At 68.5% G+C, this 15,847-nt stretch carries 12 protein-coding genes; 7 read left to right on the forward strand and 5 right to left on the reverse strand.

From position 1 onward, the window contains the following. Positions 1–1,344, forward strand: a complete 1,344-nt coding sequence (locus ISF28_RS16435; RefSeq protein WP_198118248.1) for an FGGY-family carbohydrate kinase — start codon at positions 1–3, stop codon at positions 1,342–1,344. 75 nt (positions 1,345–1,419) lie between these two features. On the opposite strand, the gene ISF28_RS16440 is transcribed toward ISF28_RS16435, so the two are convergent. Genes ISF28_RS16440 through ISF28_RS16450 form a run of 3 tightly spaced genes read right to left on the reverse strand, consistent with a single transcriptional unit; the run spans position 1,420 to position 2,819 of the window. Further along, positions 1,420–1,830, reverse strand: a complete 411-nt coding sequence (locus ISF28_RS16440; protein ID WP_198118249.1) for an STY0301 family protein — start codon at positions 1,828–1,830, stop codon at positions 1,420–1,422. After that, positions 1,827–2,312, reverse strand: a complete 486-nt coding sequence (locus ISF28_RS16445) for a BPSL0067 family protein (RefSeq protein WP_198118250.1) — start codon at positions 2,310–2,312, stop codon at positions 1,827–1,829. The genes ISF28_RS16440 and ISF28_RS16445 overlap by 4 nt, the downstream gene beginning before the upstream one ends. 12 nt (positions 2,313–2,324) lie before the next feature. After that, a complete protein-coding gene (locus tag ISF28_RS16450) occupies positions 2,325–2,819 on the reverse strand; it encodes an Hcp family type VI secretion system effector (RefSeq protein ID WP_198118251.1) in 495 nt (164 codons plus the stop codon). Between the two features lie 172 nt (positions 2,820–2,991). On the opposite strand from ISF28_RS16450, the gene ISF28_RS16455 reads away from it, so the two are divergent. After that, a complete protein-coding gene (locus ISF28_RS16455) occupies positions 2,992–3,468 on the forward strand; it encodes a YbaK/EbsC family protein (protein ID WP_198118252.1) in 477 nt (158 codons plus the stop codon). A 6-nt stretch (positions 3,469–3,474) separates the two neighbouring features. On the opposite strand, the gene ISF28_RS16460 is transcribed toward ISF28_RS16455, so the two are convergent. Together ISF28_RS16460 and ISF28_RS16465 are read right to left on the reverse strand one after the other, a co-directional pair. Next, positions 3,475–5,757: a putative bifunctional diguanylate cyclase/phosphodiesterase gene (locus tag ISF28_RS16460; protein ID WP_198118253.1), complete on the reverse strand. Its 2,283-nt coding sequence runs from the start codon at positions 5,755–5,757 to the stop codon at positions 3,475–3,477. Positions 5,758–5,888: 131 nt separating this feature from the next. After that, the gene (locus tag ISF28_RS16465) at positions 5,889–9,698 is read right to left on the reverse strand and encodes a beta-galactosidase (protein WP_370663449.1); all 3,810 of its coding nucleotides are present in this window, start codon (positions 9,696–9,698) and stop codon (positions 5,889–5,891) included. 231 nt (positions 9,699–9,929) lie between these two features. On the opposite strand from ISF28_RS16465, the gene ISF28_RS16470 reads away from it, so the two are divergent. From ISF28_RS16470 to ISF28_RS16490, 5 genes are all read left to right on the forward strand, one after another. Next, the gene (locus ISF28_RS16470) at positions 9,930–12,923 is read left to right on the forward strand and encodes a TonB-dependent receptor (protein WP_198118254.1); all 2,994 of its coding nucleotides are present in this window, start codon (positions 9,930–9,932) and stop codon (positions 12,921–12,923) included. 70 nt (positions 12,924–12,993) lie between these two features. After that, positions 12,994–13,374 (forward strand): glyoxalase superfamily protein, encoded by a 381-nt coding sequence (locus ISF28_RS16475; RefSeq protein WP_198118255.1) that lies wholly within the window; start codon positions 12,994–12,996, stop codon positions 13,372–13,374. A gap of 116 nt (positions 13,375–13,490) precedes the next feature. Further along, on the forward strand, positions 13,491–14,363 hold the full coding sequence (locus tag ISF28_RS16480; protein WP_198118256.1) for a PhzF family phenazine biosynthesis protein: 873 nt from the start codon (positions 13,491–13,493) through the stop codon (positions 14,361–14,363). Between the two features lie 66 nt (positions 14,364–14,429). Continuing rightward, positions 14,430–14,786, forward strand: a complete 357-nt coding sequence (locus tag ISF28_RS16485) for a TfoX/Sxy family protein (RefSeq protein ID WP_198118257.1) — start codon at positions 14,430–14,432, stop codon at positions 14,784–14,786. A 71-nt stretch (positions 14,787–14,857) separates the two neighbouring features. Continuing rightward, on the forward strand, positions 14,858–15,835 hold the full coding sequence (locus ISF28_RS16490) for a family 43 glycosylhydrolase (RefSeq protein WP_198118258.1): 978 nt from the start codon (positions 14,858–14,860) through the stop codon (positions 15,833–15,835). Positions 15,836–15,847: the final 12 nt, after the last annotated feature.

Raw genomic sequence — 15,847 nt, forward strand, 5'->3', positions numbered from 1 at the left:
ATGCACGACGCCCTGATCGTCCTCGACATCGGCAAGACGAACGCCAAGCTGGCGCTGATCGACGCCACCGGCCGCGTGCTCGCGGAACGGCGCCGCCCGAACGCCGTGCGCACGGACGGACCGTATCCGCACCTCGACACGGACGGCCTGTGGGACTGGCTGCTGACCGCGTGCCGCGCCTTCGCCGCGCAGGCGCGCGTGACGGCCATCGTTCCCGTCACGCACGGCGCGACGGCCGCGCTGGTCGACGACACGGGCCTCGTGCTGCCCGTGCCCGACTACGAGGCCGAGTTGCCGGGCCTGGACTACGCCGCGCTGCGCCCGCCGTTCGAGGAGACGCTGTCGCCGGGGCTGCCCGCGGGCCTGAACCTGGGCCGCCAGCTCGCCTGGCTGCAGGCGCGCTTCCCGGACGCGTTCCGGCGCGCGCGCCACATCCTCATGTATCCGCAATACTGGGCCTGGCGCCTGTGCGGCGCGGCCGCGTCGGAAGCGACGTCGCTGGGCTGCCATACCGACTTGTGGAATCCGCGCACCCAGGCGTATTCGAGCCTCGTGGACCGCATGGGCTGGACGGCCCTCATGCCGCCGCCGGCGTCGGCGCACGCCGTCCTGGGCACGCTCCGTCCCGAAGTCGCCGCCGCCACGTGGCTGCCACCCGATTGCGCCGTCCTGTGCGGCATCCACGACAGCAACGCGTCGCTGCTGCGCTACCTGGGCAAGGGCGAAGGCACCGTGCTGTCGACCGGCACGTGGGTGATCGCCGCCGCCTTCGGCACCTCGCTGGACAATCTGCGCGAACAAGCGGACATGCTGGCCAACACGAACGCGCTGGGCCGGCCCGTCGCCTGCATGCGCTTCATGGGCGGGCGCGAATTCGGCGAGCTGGCCGGCGCGTCTCCCGTACCGTGCGATTTCGCGGACGTCGAACGCCTCGTCGCGCGCGGCACGCTGGCGCTGCCCTGCTTCGCATCGACCGGCGGCCCGTTCGCGGGCCGCGCCGGCCGCATCGACGGTCCGCCGCCCGCGGACGCGCGCGAACGCTATGCGCTGGCCACGTTGTACTGCGTGCTGGTGACGGACTACTGTCTCGACGCGCTGGGAGCAAAGGGCCCGCTGGCCGTCGAAGGCAGTTTCACGGCGAACCCGTGGTTCGGGCCCCTGCTGGCGACGCTGCGGCCGGCGCAGCCGGTGTCCTATTCGGACGACGCGAGCGGCACCACGTGCGGCGGCTGGATGCTGCGCTACCGGGACGCCGCGCCGCCGGGGGCGAGTACCGCGATCGCGGCGCGGGCGCCGTCAGGACTGGACGTGTATCGGGCGCGCTGGCGCGCCGCATTGGGCTGAACGCGGTGACGGATTTCGTAGAGACATCGGTACTCGTGCGGATTCGACTTTCATCTGATGTGAATATCATCGAAGTCATTGGTGTACGCAGGTAGCGGTAGCTGTCCAAGTGCTCTTGGCCGGTGCCTGGTTTTTGCCCACCCGAACCCGTACGGTGCAGCGTCCAACTTGAGGTGCGAGCTTCATCCACCATTGGGTTCCCGGCCATCCCATGTCGGCTTTGGTGCGCTTCCTGCCACCGTACAGGCATATTAGCCATGCTTGTTCATCATCAGCGAAACCGTAGCGAGCATCGTACCCGCCTGCGACCTTCTCTTCGTCGCCATGAAGAAAACCGTTGCCGTGAAGTTCACCCGACATCATTGAAGCGCCAGTTAACGGCATTGTGGCGGCATTCTTGCCGGGATAGACCTGCGGACAAGTGTAGACTTCCGCATTCACAACTGTACAAGAGAACGCCAATACCGCGGACAAGAGCGTCTTCACGGAACCTCCACGACGTAAAAATCATTCGCATTGTCACAAGGCGATCTGCCACTTAGCCTTGCCTGTTCGGGCGTAAAAGCCCGTACTGGGCGCGGACCAGGCACATGCGGCAGCGCCCCGGAACTCCATTGGTCGAACATCCAAATCCGACTAGGCTTTCCTGTCGCAACGCTGTAACCGTCGCCTCCCATGAACAACGTCGCGTGATATCCGTGGGCGTTCGGATAGATCATTTTGCCGTCCGTGGACACAAAATTGGCGATAACAGTACCGGGCTTTAAGGTTCTGGCGACATCAACCACGCGCTCCCCCGGTCGCCATCGACTAGTGTGCCCGACGCTCGTTAATTCCTGCGGGAGCCTGGCACATTGCCCATCAGCGATGAACGTCTGTACATGGGCCTTTTCATCCTTGGCCTGCTGCTCTGCCCATTTCTTCAACAGCGCACTAAAGTCACCAGAGTACACAACCGGGTGTGGCATATTGCCTCCCGGTTAAGCGGCGACCTTGTTCGCGGCTGAATCCCAGCCGCCTGCCGTGCTACCACCTGCGCCGCCCGAAATCTTCTGCTGGGTGTATGTACATTTAAACTTGGAGGATGCCAAATGCACGTTTTCCGTAATAATCCCTCCGCTACTGCTGGTCGGAGTGACGTTGGAAATCATGACGTTCTCAAGCACGATTTCAAAATACTTGACGCGAGCACCATCGCCATCGGCCCGGAAGAACTCGAATTTGGCTTGCGGGATGGTTTTCCCCATCGCGCAGGTCTGGAAGAGCACTGGGGATGTAATATCTGCCAGCTTTTCAAAGCTGACTTCGTGAATATCAGCCTTGCCGCTCGTATGCCCTCCAGCCGTCGAGACGGCCGTGGCTCTCGGCTGGCTTACGCCCCATCGCACGTTGTGAATCTCTATCCATCCGCGATGTTTGTCGTCTTGCGATTCGCCCTTGATGTCCCCGATCTGAAGATAAGCGTCGATTGCCATGTTTGCCCCCATGAGAAGTTGAGCAACGATTCTTGCCCAGCTACGTTGATGCAACATTAATAGAGGACAGAAAGGGGAGAGAGGCGGATCAAGCAGCACATTACCGTTTCACATACGATTGTAGCGTGGTCCCGATGGTAGACTGGAGGGATTTCACATCCCCGCCATCCCGATGAGCCTCGCCTCCGTCACCACCTTCTTCGCCGCCCACGCGCCCGACATCGCCGTCGAGCGCTATGCCGCCAGCACCGCGACCGTCGCCCTCGCCGCCGCCGCGTTGGGCGTGACGCCTGGCCAGATCGCCAAGACGCTGTCGCTGCGCCTGGACGACGAGGTCGTGCTGCTGGTCGCGCGCGGCGACGCCCGCGTGGACAACCGCAAGTACAAGGATCGCTTCGGCCAGAAGGCCCGTATGCTGAACCTGGACGAGGTGGAACGGGAGACCGGCCACCCCGTCGGCGGCGTGTGCCCGTTCGGCCTGGCGCGGCCGCTGCGCGTGTTCTGCGACGTGTCGCTGCGCGCGTTCGATGTCGTGTTTCCCGCCGCCGGCGCGCCCGATGCGGCCGTGCGCGTGACGCCCGACAGGCTGGCGTTGCTCACGCACGCCGAGTGGGTCGACGTGATGCAGGCCGTGGCCGTCGCGGCGTAGGCCGCGTCAGACGCCGCGGCCCAGCCGCGCGATCAGGTCCGCCAGCGGCAACGGCCGGCAATACAGATACCCCTGCATGCACGGCCGCCCGTTCTCCGCGAGGAAGCGCGCCTGCGCTTCCGTCTCGATGCCTTCCGCCACGACGCGCAGGCCCAGGTGGTCGGCCATCGCGAGGATCGTCTGCACGATCGCCGTGCCGTTGGCGTCGTGCGGCGTGTCGCGCATGAAGCTCTTGTCGATCTTGAGTTCGTACAGCGGCATCTTCTTGAGGTAGCCCAGGCTCGAATAGCCGGTGCCGAAATCGTCGATCGAGAAGCGGATTCCCAGCGCCGCCAGCTCGCGCATCTTCTCCGTGATGACGTCGAAGTCTTCGACGAGCAGGCCCTCCGTCACCTCGAACACGAAGGCCTGCGGCGCCACGCCCGACTGCTCGAGCGCGGCGCACACCTGCGCCACGAACTCGGGCTGGCGGAACTGGCGCGGGCTGACGTTGATGGACAGTTGCAGCGGATGCCCGGCCTGCTCCAGCGCCAGGCGCGCCTCGCAGGCCTGGCGCAGCACCCACAGGCCGAGGGGCACGATCAGGCCCGTCGTCTCCGCCACCGGAATGAAGATGTCGGGCGGGACGAACGTGCCGTCGGCGCGGCGCCAGCGCATCAGCATCTCGGCGCCGACCGGCTGGCCCGCATGGTCGACCTGCAGCTGCAGGTGCATCGCCAGCTCGCCGTTGTCGAGCGCCGCGGACAGGTCGCGGCCCAGGGTCAGCTGGCGTTCGGCCGCGGCCAGCATCGGCGTCTCGAACATGGCCACGCCGTTGCGGCCCGCGGCCTTGGCATGGTACATGGCGAGGTCGGCATCGCGCAGCAGGTCGGCGACCGACTGGCCCGCACGCGTGGGCAGCGCGACGCCGATGCTGGCGGTGGAGTGGTAGCTCTGGTCGTCGATGACGACGTCCTCGGCCAGCGCCGCGCAGATCTTGTCGGACACGGCCAGCGCGGCGGCCGTCGCCGCGGCGGCGTCCTGACCGAGGCCGTCGAGCAGCACGACGAATTCGTCGCCGCCCAGGCGCGCCACCGTGTCGCCCTTGCGCACCAGGTTGGCGAGACGCTTCGCCATGTGCTTGAGCAGGGCGTCGCCCGTCGCGTGGCCGCGCGCGTCGTTCACGTGCTTGAAGTTGTCCAGGTCGATGTACAGCACGGCGCCCAGCCCGCGGCCGCCATTGGCCGCCCCGACCATCGCATCCAGCCGCTCCGTCATCAGGCGCCGGTTCGGCAGGCCCGTGAGGACGTCGTAGTACGCGAGGCGGTGGATGGCGTCGGCCGAGTGGCGGCGCTCGGTGATGTCGCGGCCCACCACGACCCAGTGGCTGATGCGGTTCGCGTCGTCCATGAACGGCATCAGTTCCATCTCGACCCAGTACGGATCGCCGGACTTCGTGTAGTTGACCAGTTCCGCCGTCGCGCGCTGGCCGTTGCGCATCGATTCGACGATGCGGTCCACGACGGCCGGATCCGTGCCCGGGCCGTGCAGCACACGCATGCTGCGGCCGACGATGTCGGCGTCGCTGTAACCCGTGCGGCGCTGGAACGCTTCGTTGGAAAAGATGATGGGCTGTTCGCGGTCGGGCGTGTCCACCGCCTTCGCGATGAGCACCATGTCGTTCAGGCGCGCCAACGCGGCCGACGTCAGGCGCAGTTCCGCGTTCAGCGCCTGCAGCGCGTCCTGGCCCCGCTCGAGCGACTTGGCGAAGCCGCGCGCATCGTCCAGCGACCGCGACAACCCCTTGAGCAGGGTGCCGCACGTGAGCGTGAGCAGCGCGCCCACGCAGGTGAAATTCAAGGTCACGAGGAGCGCCGTCACGAACGGGTCGTGGCCCATGTCCACGAGCGCGGACGGGAAGTGGCCGATCCCGAGGACGAGGATCACGGCGCTCGCCGCCAGCGCCACCAGGGACGGCGCGGTGCCGAGCAGGATCGCCGCCAGCACGGGCGGCGCCATCAGGTAGTTCTGGCTGATCGGCCCCACCTTGAGCATGAGGCAGATGGCCACCATGTAGATGATGGCGAGGAAGTTCAGGACGCGGAACGTGTACGGCAGCCGCTCCAGCCGCCACAGCGCGCACAGCCACGCGAGCGCGACGCCGTCCATCACCGCCACCGCCCAGACGCCGTGGCGCAGCACCACCGTCACGCTGGGCACGGCGGCGATCGTGCCGAGGACGAGCACTATCGCCAACAGACGCGAGAAGATCCGCGCGCGCCATTGTGCGATATCGTCTAACCCTAGCATCAACCAGTATCCTCGCGGCGCGCCCGGAGGATCCGGCCCGGCCAATGTTCTTGTGAAGAAACATTGTAAGGGCCGCCCCCAGGGCTGTCACCTTCTTTGCCGCGGGGTGTTGCTGCGGTGTGACTGGCAGTTCAATAACTCGCGCCGGACCGCCCGCTTCCCGCGTCGGCCGCCACGCCGCCCCGCACCGCGCGCAACACCACGAGCCGCACCGGCTCCAGCGCGTTGGCGGGCTTGCCGTCCGTCGTCACGGCGAGCGCGATCGTGTTGTCGCCGTCGGGATGCAGGATGCCGGGCGGGATCACGAACACGCGCTGCGGCCCCACGTGGGCGATGAACTGCCCCATGTTCCAGCCGTTCACGAAGATCAGCGCGCGGTTCTCGCGGCCGGAACGGGGGCGGCGCGTGTCGCCGAACGCGAGGCCCAGCTGCACGTCGTGTCCGCGCGGCAGGTCCAGCTTCACGTGCGTGCGCAGCCAGTAGGTGCCGGGACCGGGCGGCGCGGCGCCGACGCGCGTCCGCATCCATCCGTCTTCGCGCGCGCCCGGCAGGTGCCAGCCGGCGCGTTCGCCGTACAAGCCGCCGTCGTTGAGCGGACCGCGCATGCGGTCGACGCTGTCCTCGCCGCCAGGATTGCCCTGGATGCGCCAGCGGATCGGCACGGCGAAGCGCGCACCGCCCGGGGACGTCAGCGACGCGGCGATCAGGCCGCGCGCCTCGCGGTGCGCGTCGTCCGCCATCAGGTCCCAGTTGTGCGAATCGTTGCGCACCATGACGGCGACGACGTGCGGTCCGGGCGCCAGCCGGCCGAGGTCGAAGCGCACGCTGTCCGTCGTTTCCGGGAACGAGCGTCCGGTATCCAGCTCGTGCTGGCCGAGGAAGCGCCCGTCGACCCACGCCTGCAGCATGCCCGCGCCGCCGCCGCCGTAGAACAGGTCCAGCCGGTTGGCGGCGGGATCGGCCGCGTCGAAGCGGCCGCGGTACCACACGTCGCCGTGGTGGAAGCCGTAGTCGCTCATCGCCAGCGTCGGCTGGCCGCGTTCCGGCTGGGTCCACGTCTGCGCGGCCGACGGATGATTGTCCACGCGCTGCCAGGCGGCGTCGTCGAAGCCCGGCTGCGCTTCCGGGCTGTCCATGCGCCGCACCCATGTCAGCTTGCCCAGGTCGGGGACCGTCACCCGCGCCGGTCCCGCCAGCGTGCCCGCGCGCAGGCTGCCGTCCGGCTGGCGCGTCAATGTCAGGTCCGCGCCGTTGAAACTCGCCGCGTCGATGGCGGGTCCCCAGATCTCGAGCGGACTGTCGTGCTCCGTGTCACCTGTCAGATGCAGCCGGCCGCCATCGATGCGCGCCGTGCGCACGAGCGCCGGCGTCAGTTCGAGCACGCGGCCGGCCGCGGTGTCCTGGGTCCAGAAGCGCTGCGACGTGGCCTCGTCCGCGATCAGCAACAGCAGCGGCGCGCGCCCGCCGCCCGTGACGCGCACGCGCGCCAGGCCCGTGTGTACGTAGTCGAGCTTCAAATCGCCGCGCGCCGCGTCGAACGCCGCCTGCACGTCGCCGGCCAGCACCTCGACCCTGGGCGCGGACGCGTAGCGCAGCACGGTTTCGCCGGCCTCGCCGTCGCGGCCGTGCAGCAGGACGATGTCGCGCGCGCCGTCGCGCATCTGCGCCTGCAGCTCGGACGTCGAGAACACGAGATGCTGACGCTCCATGTCGTACGCCGCCAGCAGCATCTTCGCGTCCTGGCCGTTCAGGCGCGACGCCACGCGGTAGCGGCCGTCGCGCGTCTCGAGATCGAACGCGAACGCGTCGTCCGTCAGCAGGTCGGAGGGGCCGTGCACGGCGAACAGCACGTGCGCGCCCAGTTCCGCGTTGACGTTGTGGTAGAGCCGCATGCGCGGCGACGTCGTCGCGATCGCCGGCCCCTTGTCCATGCGGGCCAGCACGGCGCCGGCGGCCTGCACGAACATGCCCTGCTGCTTGAGCGCCAGCGCCTTCGGGCGCAGGCCGCGGTCTTCGGAAATCGGCGCGCCGTAGTCGTAGGACGTGTACACGATGGGGCCCGGCAGCCAGCCCCACGACGTGCCGCCGAACGCCATGTAGAGATTGTGGATCGTGATGCGGTTGATGAGGTTCGTCCCGTAGAACACGCGCTCGTAGCCCTTGCCCTGGCGCCGCGCCGTGCAATCGTAGGTGCCGTTCGAGCCCCAGTAGTCGAACCAGCCCGCGCCCACCTCGGCCGCGAAGCCCGGCGTGCCGGGAGAACTCCGCGCGCCGGCCTTCGGTCCCGGCGCCGCGTAGATGCCCCAGTCGGGCGCCTTGTTCGGCCGCGCCGGATCGGCGTGGACGTCGCAGCTGCCGCCCGGATAGCCGTCGAACGCGTACAGGTCCGTCGGTCCCGGATGCGCCCACGGCGCGCTGGAATCGCGCGGCGTCCAGTCGGGCAGGCGGCCGGCGGCGTTGTGGAAGAACGGGACCGTGATGCCGTCCGCGCGCGCCTTGGCGGCCAGGTGCGCCATCTGGCGCGCATGCTTGGGCTCGACCTTGCCCAGCTCGTTCTCGAGCTGGTAGGCGATGACGGTGCCGCCGCCCGTCGTGATCTGGTGGCGCGCGACGATGGCGTCGATCTGCGTCATCCATTCGTCGACGGCCGAGAGATAGGCCGGATCGTCCGTGCGCGCTTCGGCGCGGCTGCGGAACATCCAGCCGGGGAAGCCGCCGCCGGACAGTTCGGCGTTGACGTACGGGCCCGTGCGCGCGATCACGTACATGCCCTCTTCCTCCGCCATCTCCAACAACCGCTCGACGTTGCGCACGCCGGAAAAATCGTACGCGCCCGGCGCCGGCGAGTGGTACGCCCAGTCGAAGTAGAACGATACGGCATTGAAGCCCAGCGCCTTCATCTTCTGGAGCACGTCGCGCCAGCGCGCGGGATCGGGCAGCCGGAACGGGTGGAACTCGCCCGACCAGACGACCACGCGCTTGCCGCCGATGGTGAGCGAGTACGGATCCCAGCCGACCCGCTGCGGCACGCCGGCGGGACGCACTGCAGCCGCGACCTCGTCCGCCCGCGCCGCCAGCAGGTCCGGCGCGGCGACGTCCGCCGCGACGCCGCGCAATGCCCGCTTCGGCGACCACGTGCGCAGCCCGTCCCGGCTGTCGGCCTGCCAGGCGTGGCCGGCGGCGTCGGCGAAGACGGCGCGCCAGCTCCCGTCGGGCAGGCGCGCGAGGCTGGCGCCGCCGGCCGTGGATCCCCAAGCGTCGATGCCGCGCTCCACGGTCCACGGACCGGCCGCGTCGCGCGCCCGCGCCAGCGTGAGGACACCGTCGCCGCGTCGCCGCGCCAGCGCCACATAGCCCTCGCCGTCGGCCGCGACGGCCGCGTCCTCGAAACCGTCCTGCAGTCCGGCCATCGGCTGGGGCGCCGGCCACGCCGCCAGCGCGGCATCGGGCGTCAAGAGCCATGGCCGGAACGCCGCGCCGCCTTGCGCCAGCGCCACGACGAGCCGCAAGCTGCCGTCGCGCGCCAGCAGCCAGCACGGCGCGCGCACCTGTCCCGGCAGCGGCACGGTACGCACGAAGGTCCAGTGCCGCAGGTCGGTCGACCGCGCCAGGCCGATTTCCGCGCCGGCGCCGCCCGCGTACGCGACCCAGTACGCCCCGTCGTGGCGCACGATGGCGGGGTCGCGCAGCATGCCGCGCGGCGGCGCGTACGCCTCGGAGGCCTGCGTGACGAATGCGCCGCCGGCGTCCGAGCGGAACACGCTCAGGCGGTCCGGCAAGCCCGGCGCGACGGCGGCCATCAGCCACACAGTGTCCGCCGCGGCGCGTGCGTCCTGCGGTTGCGCCGTCGCCGCCACGCACAGGACGGCCGCGCACATGGCGGCGAAGAAGCGTGCGAGGCCGGCACGCGGCAGCGCGCGCCGTGACGGGGAACTGGGCACTGATCGTCTCCTTTGCTGGTGGATCGCGCACGCGCTGAGCGCAAACGCATGCGGGCTGCCCGTATTGTGCAGCCTGCGCGAGCACCGTTGTCGATTCGCCATGCAAGCGCTCAAGAACGTGATTATTACCGCGAACGCCTGGCCGCGACGATTCGCGGCGCGATGCTTGGCGCTACCATGCCCCGGCAATATGACCATCCGAGTCATCGATAACAACATGGAGACTGCACGATGCATTTGACTGGACACCCTCGAACCCTGCAACCGCGCGCACGCCGCACCGGCATCAGCCTGGGCGTGCTGGCGATGCTGGCCTCGCTGCATGCGCACGGCCAGGAAACGGCCGCCGCCGCCGATGCCGCCGGCAAGGCGCCGGAAAGCGTCGTCGTCGTGACGGGCTTTCGCGCGAGCCTGAACAGCGCCCTCAACACGAAGAAGAACAGCGACGGCATCGTCGACGTCATCAAGGCCGAGGACATCGCCAAGTTCCCCGACGCGAACCTGGCGGAATCGCTGCAGCGCGTGCCCGGCGTGGCGCTGGCGCGCGGGGACGGCGGCGAAGGCAAGCAGATCACCGTGCGCGGCCTGAACGCGGGCTTCACGCGCGTGCGCATCAACGGCATCGAGGGCGTGGCGGCGACCGGCGCGTCCGACATCAACGGCAGCACGAACCGCGGCCGCGGCTTCGACTTTTCCGTATTCGCATCGGAGCTGTTCAACAGCCTCGAGGTGCGCAAGACGTCGGAGGCGGACATCGAGGAAGGGTCGCTCGGCGCCACGGTCGACCTGCGCACGGCGCGGCCGTTCGACTTCAAGGGACGCACGTTCAGCGTGGGCGGCCAGGAAAGCCACAACTCCGTCTCCGGCAAGACCCAGCCCCGCGTGACGGCGCTGCTGTCGGACCGCTGGGACACGGGCATCGGCAAGGTCGGCGCGCTGCTGTCCGCCGCGTACTCGAAGCGCCGCGCCACCGAGGAAGGCTACGAGGCCGTGGACCTGCTCAGCGCGAGCTTCGACGGCGGATTCTGTTCGCCCGTCGGCGTCGCGCCGCAGAACCCGCGCGACGACGCCGTCAAGGGCATCACGGCGACGACGTGCGGCACGGGCATGCCGCGCGCGACGGATCCGACCGCGTACAACGACGTCATGGGCCGCAAGGACAATTACGGCGGCACGGTCGCCAATCCGGCCGCCGGCTCGGGCGCGTTCGCCCCGCGCATCCCGCGCTACCGCCGCTCGCAGACGGATTACGAACGCACGGGCATCACCAACTCCTACCAGTGGCGCAACCGGGACAGCGAGCTGAATCTGGATCTCATGGTCGGCAAGTTCGCCAACAAGCGCTACGACAACTACATCGAGGCGATCTCGTTCGGCCGCAACCTGGGCTCGAACGGCAAGCCGCAGACGTCGATCCTGGACGCGCACTTCGACCAGAACGGCAGCTGGGACTACGGCAAGTTCGACGGCGTCGACGTGCGCACCGAGGGCCTGCTGGACGTCTACACGACCAAGTTCCGCCAGCACGTCCTGTCCGGCAGCCACCGCTTCAGCGACACCGTGAAGGCCGACTTCATGGCCGGTAACTCGAACTCGAACCTGAACGAGCCGACGCGCGCCACCGTGCAGTTCGACGCGCCGAACGTGAACGGCTTCTCGTGGGACTTCCGCGACAACCGCAACGTACCGGCCCTGAATTTCGGCATGGACGTCGCGAACCCCGCCAGCTTCCAGTTCGCCCCGCCGGACGCCGCCGGCAACGTGCGCGGCATGTTCGTCGGCCGCTACCTGGACACGACCAACAAGCTGCAGACCCAGGCCGCCAACCTGCACTGGGAAATCAACGACCACCTGACGAGCCACTTCGGCATCTCGAGCCGCAAGAACATCTGGACCAACTACGAGGTCGGCGACAGCGCCACCGGCGTGGCGCTGCCGGCCGGCGTGTCGATGGCCGACATCTCGCGCCAGATCAGCGGCTTCGGGTCCGGCCTGGACGGCGCCGGCGTGCCGTCGTCGTGGGCGGCCGTCGACCTGCCCAAATTCCTCGGCGTCGTCAACACCGAATGCCATTGCGACGCGGTGCTGGGGTCGCAATACAACTACCTCACGCAGACGAACCGCCGCGTGGAAGAAGACATCGACGCGCTGTACGGCATGGTCGACTACAACTACGACTTCGCGGGCATCACGTGGCGCGGCAACGTCGGCGTGCGCGGCGCCGAGACCAAGGCGACGTCCACGGCGATGATCAACGTGCAGGGCCGGCTGCAGCCCAACACGGGCACGAAGAAATACCGCGACTGGCTGCCCGCCTTCAACCTGACGGCCCAGCTGCCGAAGAACGTGTACCTGCGCTTCTCGGCCGGGAAGACGCTGTCGCGTCCCGAGTACACCGACCTCGCGCCGAACGCCACCGTGTCGCCGATTTCGCAATCGGTCTCGATCGGCAACCCGAACCTGGATCCGATCCGCGCCAACACGTACGACTTGCAAGCCGAGTGGTATTACGCGAAAAACGCGATGGTCTCGCTCGGGCACTTCCGCAAGGACATCAAGAGCTTCATCCAGAGCGTCAACGAGCGCGTGCCCTACAACACGCTCGGCCTGCCGAACGAACTGCTGATCCTGAACGGCTGCTCGCTGACGGGCGCCCCGATCTGCCAGACCTTGCCCACGACGGAGGTCAACGTGAGCCGCAAGGTCAACACGGCGGGCGGTCCGCTCAAGGGCTGGGAATTCAATCTGCAGGCGCCGTTCAGCTTCCTGCCCGGCTTCTGGAGCAATTTCGGCCTGCTCGCGAACGCGACGCGCGTGAAGTCGCGCATCACCTACATCACCCGCGTGGACAATCCGGCCACGCCGCAGAACGAGCAGCTGACGCAGGTGGCGGACTTCACGGGCCTGTCGCCGCGCACCCACAACCTCACGCTGTACTACGAGGACGCGAAGTTCAGCGCGCGCGTGTCGGCAGCGCACCGCTCCCGCTATATCTACGCCGTGCTGGGCGACGTCAGCGGCGCCGACTTCACGATGGTGGACGGCTCGACCAATATCGACATGAGCCTGTCGTACAACCTCACGCCGCAACTGCGGCTGTCGCTGGAAGGCCAGAACCTGACCGACACGCCGCTGCGCTACGGCCGCGACACGCAGCGCGACGACACGCTGCTGTACGTGCACTCCGGCCGCACGTTCGTGCTGGGGCTGAACTACAAGTACTGACGACCCAATCGGGCATGCGCGCGCGGAGATTCTGGTATCCTATCGTTTTTACTGCTTTCTCCCGCGCGCCATGTACACCTTGTCCCGCGTCACCCCCATCCTGCGCATCTTCGATGAAGCGAAAGCGCGCGAATTCTACGTCGATTTCCTCGGCTTCAAGGTCGACTGGGAGCACCGCTTCGACGAAGGCGATTTCCCCGTCTACATGCAGGTCTCGCTGGGCGATTGCGTGCTGCACCTGTCCGAGCACTACGGCGACGGCAGCCCGGGCGCGTCGATCCGCATCGCCGTGAAGGATCTCGACGGCTACCACGCCACCCTGCTGGCCAAGGAATTCAAGTATGCACGTCCGGGCATCCAGACGATGCCGTGGGGGACGCGCGAGATGACGGTCCGCGATCCGTCGTCGAACCGCCTGTCGTTCGAAGAAACGATCGCGCCCGCGGCCTGACCGGTACACTTTGCGCCGGACCGGCAGTACAGTGCCGGTGACATTCGGCCGACTGTTCCTGTCTGCGCCGCGCCCCGCCGCGTAGACTCTGCACATCCCGACACCGCGAGAGTCCCATGGCACGCCACCCCTTCAAGACCGTCGACGTTTTCACCGCCACCCCGTTCCAGGGCAATCCGCTCGCCGTCGTGTTCGACGCGGACGATCTCTCCACCGAACGGATGCAGCAAATCGCCAACTGGACGAACCTGTCCGAGACGACGTTCGTGCTGCGGCCGACACGGCCCGGCGCCGACTACCGCGTGCGCATCTTCACGCCCCACGCCGAGCTGCCGTTCGCCGGGCATCCCACGATCGGCACGGCGCATGCATTGCTGGAAGCCGGCGCGATCGCACCGCGCGCCGGCCGCCTCGTCCAGGAATGCGCGGCGGGCCTGGTCCCACTGGACGTGCGCCACGCGGACGACGGCGCGCGCTGGCTGTCGTTCACGCTGCCCCCGCACACGATCGCCCCGCTGGACGCCGCGCAGGCGGCCGAACTGGCGCAGATCCTCGGCACGCCCCTCGTCGCCCCGCCCTGCCTCGTCGACGCCGGCGCGCGCTGGGTCGTCGCGCAGCTGCCAAGCGCCGCCGCCGTGCTGGCCGCCGCGCCGGACCTCTACCGCATGAAGGCCAGCGACAGCGCGGCCGGACGCACGGGCGTGGTGGTCTTCGGCCCGCACGCGCCGGACGCCGCCGCCCGCATCGAAGTGCGCGCGTTCGCGCCGGCGCACGGCATCGATGAAGATCCGGTCTGCGGCAGCGGCAACGGCGCCGTCGCCGCCTACCTGCGCCACACGGGCCAGGCCGAGGCGTTCGGACGCGACTTCCTGTCCAGCCAGGGCGCCGCTGTCGGCCGCGCCGGCATCCTGCGCCTGACCATCGCCGCGGACGCGATCGGCGTCGGCGGCAGCGCCGTCACCTGCGTGGAAGGCCACCTCACGTTCTGATCGCACTTGATCGCAGGCCCCGTTCCGGCTAGGCTGGCGGCTCGATTCACGAGACCGGGGAACGGCATGGCAACGGACAAGAGCTTCATCGACTACGTGGCGGAAGTGGTGGGACTGGGCGCGCGGCTCACGCACCGGAAGATGTTCGGCGAGTACGCGCTGTACGTGGACGACAAGGTGGTGGCCTTCGCGTGCGACGGCAGCCTGTTCGTCAAGCCGTCCGAGGCGGCGGCGCGGCTCGCGCCCGACCTGCCGCAAGGGCCGCCCTATCCCGGCGCGAAGGATTATCCGATCGGCGACGAATTGCTCGACGACCCGGAGGCGCTGCGCCGCCTGCTGCTCGAAACGGCCGCGATCATGCCCCCGCCGAAGCCGAAGAAGCCGGCCGGGGCACGCGCAAAACGGACGCCCGGCCAATCTTAGTTATCGATATCATCCGGTACGCAACCTGTGCTAGCATGCGGGTTCGTTCACTTTTTCGCCCACGAGCCGCCATGCACATGTCACGCCGTCTGTTCACCTTCGCCGCCCTCGTTCCCGCCCTGTCGATCGCCCTGGCCGCGCACGCGGCCGCGCCGGAGACGGGCCGGCCCATCGCCTCCCGCTTCAACGCCGACCCGTCGCCCCACTGGTTCCCGGACGCGCACGGCGACAAGTTCTACCTCTACGCCACGGACGACGCGTCGAACTCCGGCAAGTACTGGGATTCCGTCACGTGGCGCCTGTACACGTCGCCGGACATGAAGACGTGGCATGACGCCGGCGTGCCGCTGGCCGTCACCGTGTTCAAATGGGCGCGGCCGGACGCCAAGGCCTGGGCGCCGGAGGCGGCGTACCGCAACGGGAAGTATTATTTCTATGCGCCCGTCGGCGGCGACAAGATCGGCGTCGCCGTGTCCAACCGGCCGGACGGCGGCTTCGCCGACGCGCGCGGCACGCCGCTCGTCGACCGGGAACGCGACGTGAACGCGGGCGACGAGCCGATCGATCCGGCCGTCTTCATCGACAAGGATGGGCAAGCCTATATGTACTTCGGCACGCGCGTGCCGAAGGTCGTGAAGCTCAAGCCCGACATGATCTCGCTGGACGGCCCGATCCGGATCGTGAAGATCGACGGCCTGTCCGCGTCCGACACGAAGAAGAAGTACGGCGAGGCGCCGTTCATGCACGAACACAACGGCGTCTACTACTTCACGTTCTCGTCCGGCTGGCCGGGCCAGATCCTGTACGCGACGGCCAGTTCGCCGATGGGCCCCTTCACGTACCGGGGCGTCGTCATCGACTACCTCAAGATCTCGACGAACCACCAGGCGATCCTGGAACACGGCGGCAAGAGCTGGATCTTCTACCACGACGCGCTGCTGCCGGGCGGCGGCGGCTACCGCCGCTCGATCGCCATCGCGCCGCTGGAATACGGCGCGGACGGCACGATCAAGCAGGTGGCGATCAAGCCCGGCCAGCCGAACGACTGACCGGGGGAGCGC

It is taken from the genome of Massilia rhizosphaerae, assembly GCF_016093545.1.
GTDB classification, from domain to species: Bacteria; Pseudomonadota; Gammaproteobacteria; order Burkholderiales; family Burkholderiaceae_D; genus Telluria; species Telluria rhizosphaerae.

Coding starts and splice junctions, on each gene's coding strand:
- ISF28_RS16435 (WP_198118248.1), top strand. CDS start 1: ATGCACGACGCCCTGATCGTCCTCGACATCGGCAAGACGAACGCCAAG.
- ISF28_RS16445 (WP_198118250.1), bottom strand. CDS start 2,312: ATGCCACACCCGGTTGTGTACTCTGGTGACTTTAGTGCGCTGTTGAAG.
- ISF28_RS16450 (WP_198118251.1), bottom strand. CDS start 2,819: ATGGCAATCGACGCTTATCTTCAGATCGGGGACATCAAGGGCGAATCG.
- ISF28_RS16455 (WP_198118252.1), top strand. CDS start 2,992: ATGAGCCTCGCCTCCGTCACCACCTTCTTCGCCGCCCACGCGCCCGAC.
- ISF28_RS16460 (WP_198118253.1), bottom strand. CDS start 5,757: ATGCTAGGGTTAGACGATATCGCACAATGGCGCGCGCGGATCTTCTCG.
- ISF28_RS16470 (WP_198118254.1), top strand. CDS start 9,930: ATGCATTTGACTGGACACCCTCGAACCCTGCAACCGCGCGCACGCCGC.
- ISF28_RS16475 (WP_198118255.1), top strand. CDS start 12,994: ATGTACACCTTGTCCCGCGTCACCCCCATCCTGCGCATCTTCGATGAA.
- ISF28_RS16480 (WP_198118256.1), top strand. CDS start 13,491: ATGGCACGCCACCCCTTCAAGACCGTCGACGTTTTCACCGCCACCCCG.
- ISF28_RS16485 (WP_198118257.1), top strand. CDS start 14,430: ATGGCAACGGACAAGAGCTTCATCGACTACGTGGCGGAAGTGGTGGGA.
- ISF28_RS16490 (WP_198118258.1), top strand. CDS start 14,858: ATGCACATGTCACGCCGTCTGTTCACCTTCGCCGCCCTCGTTCCCGCC.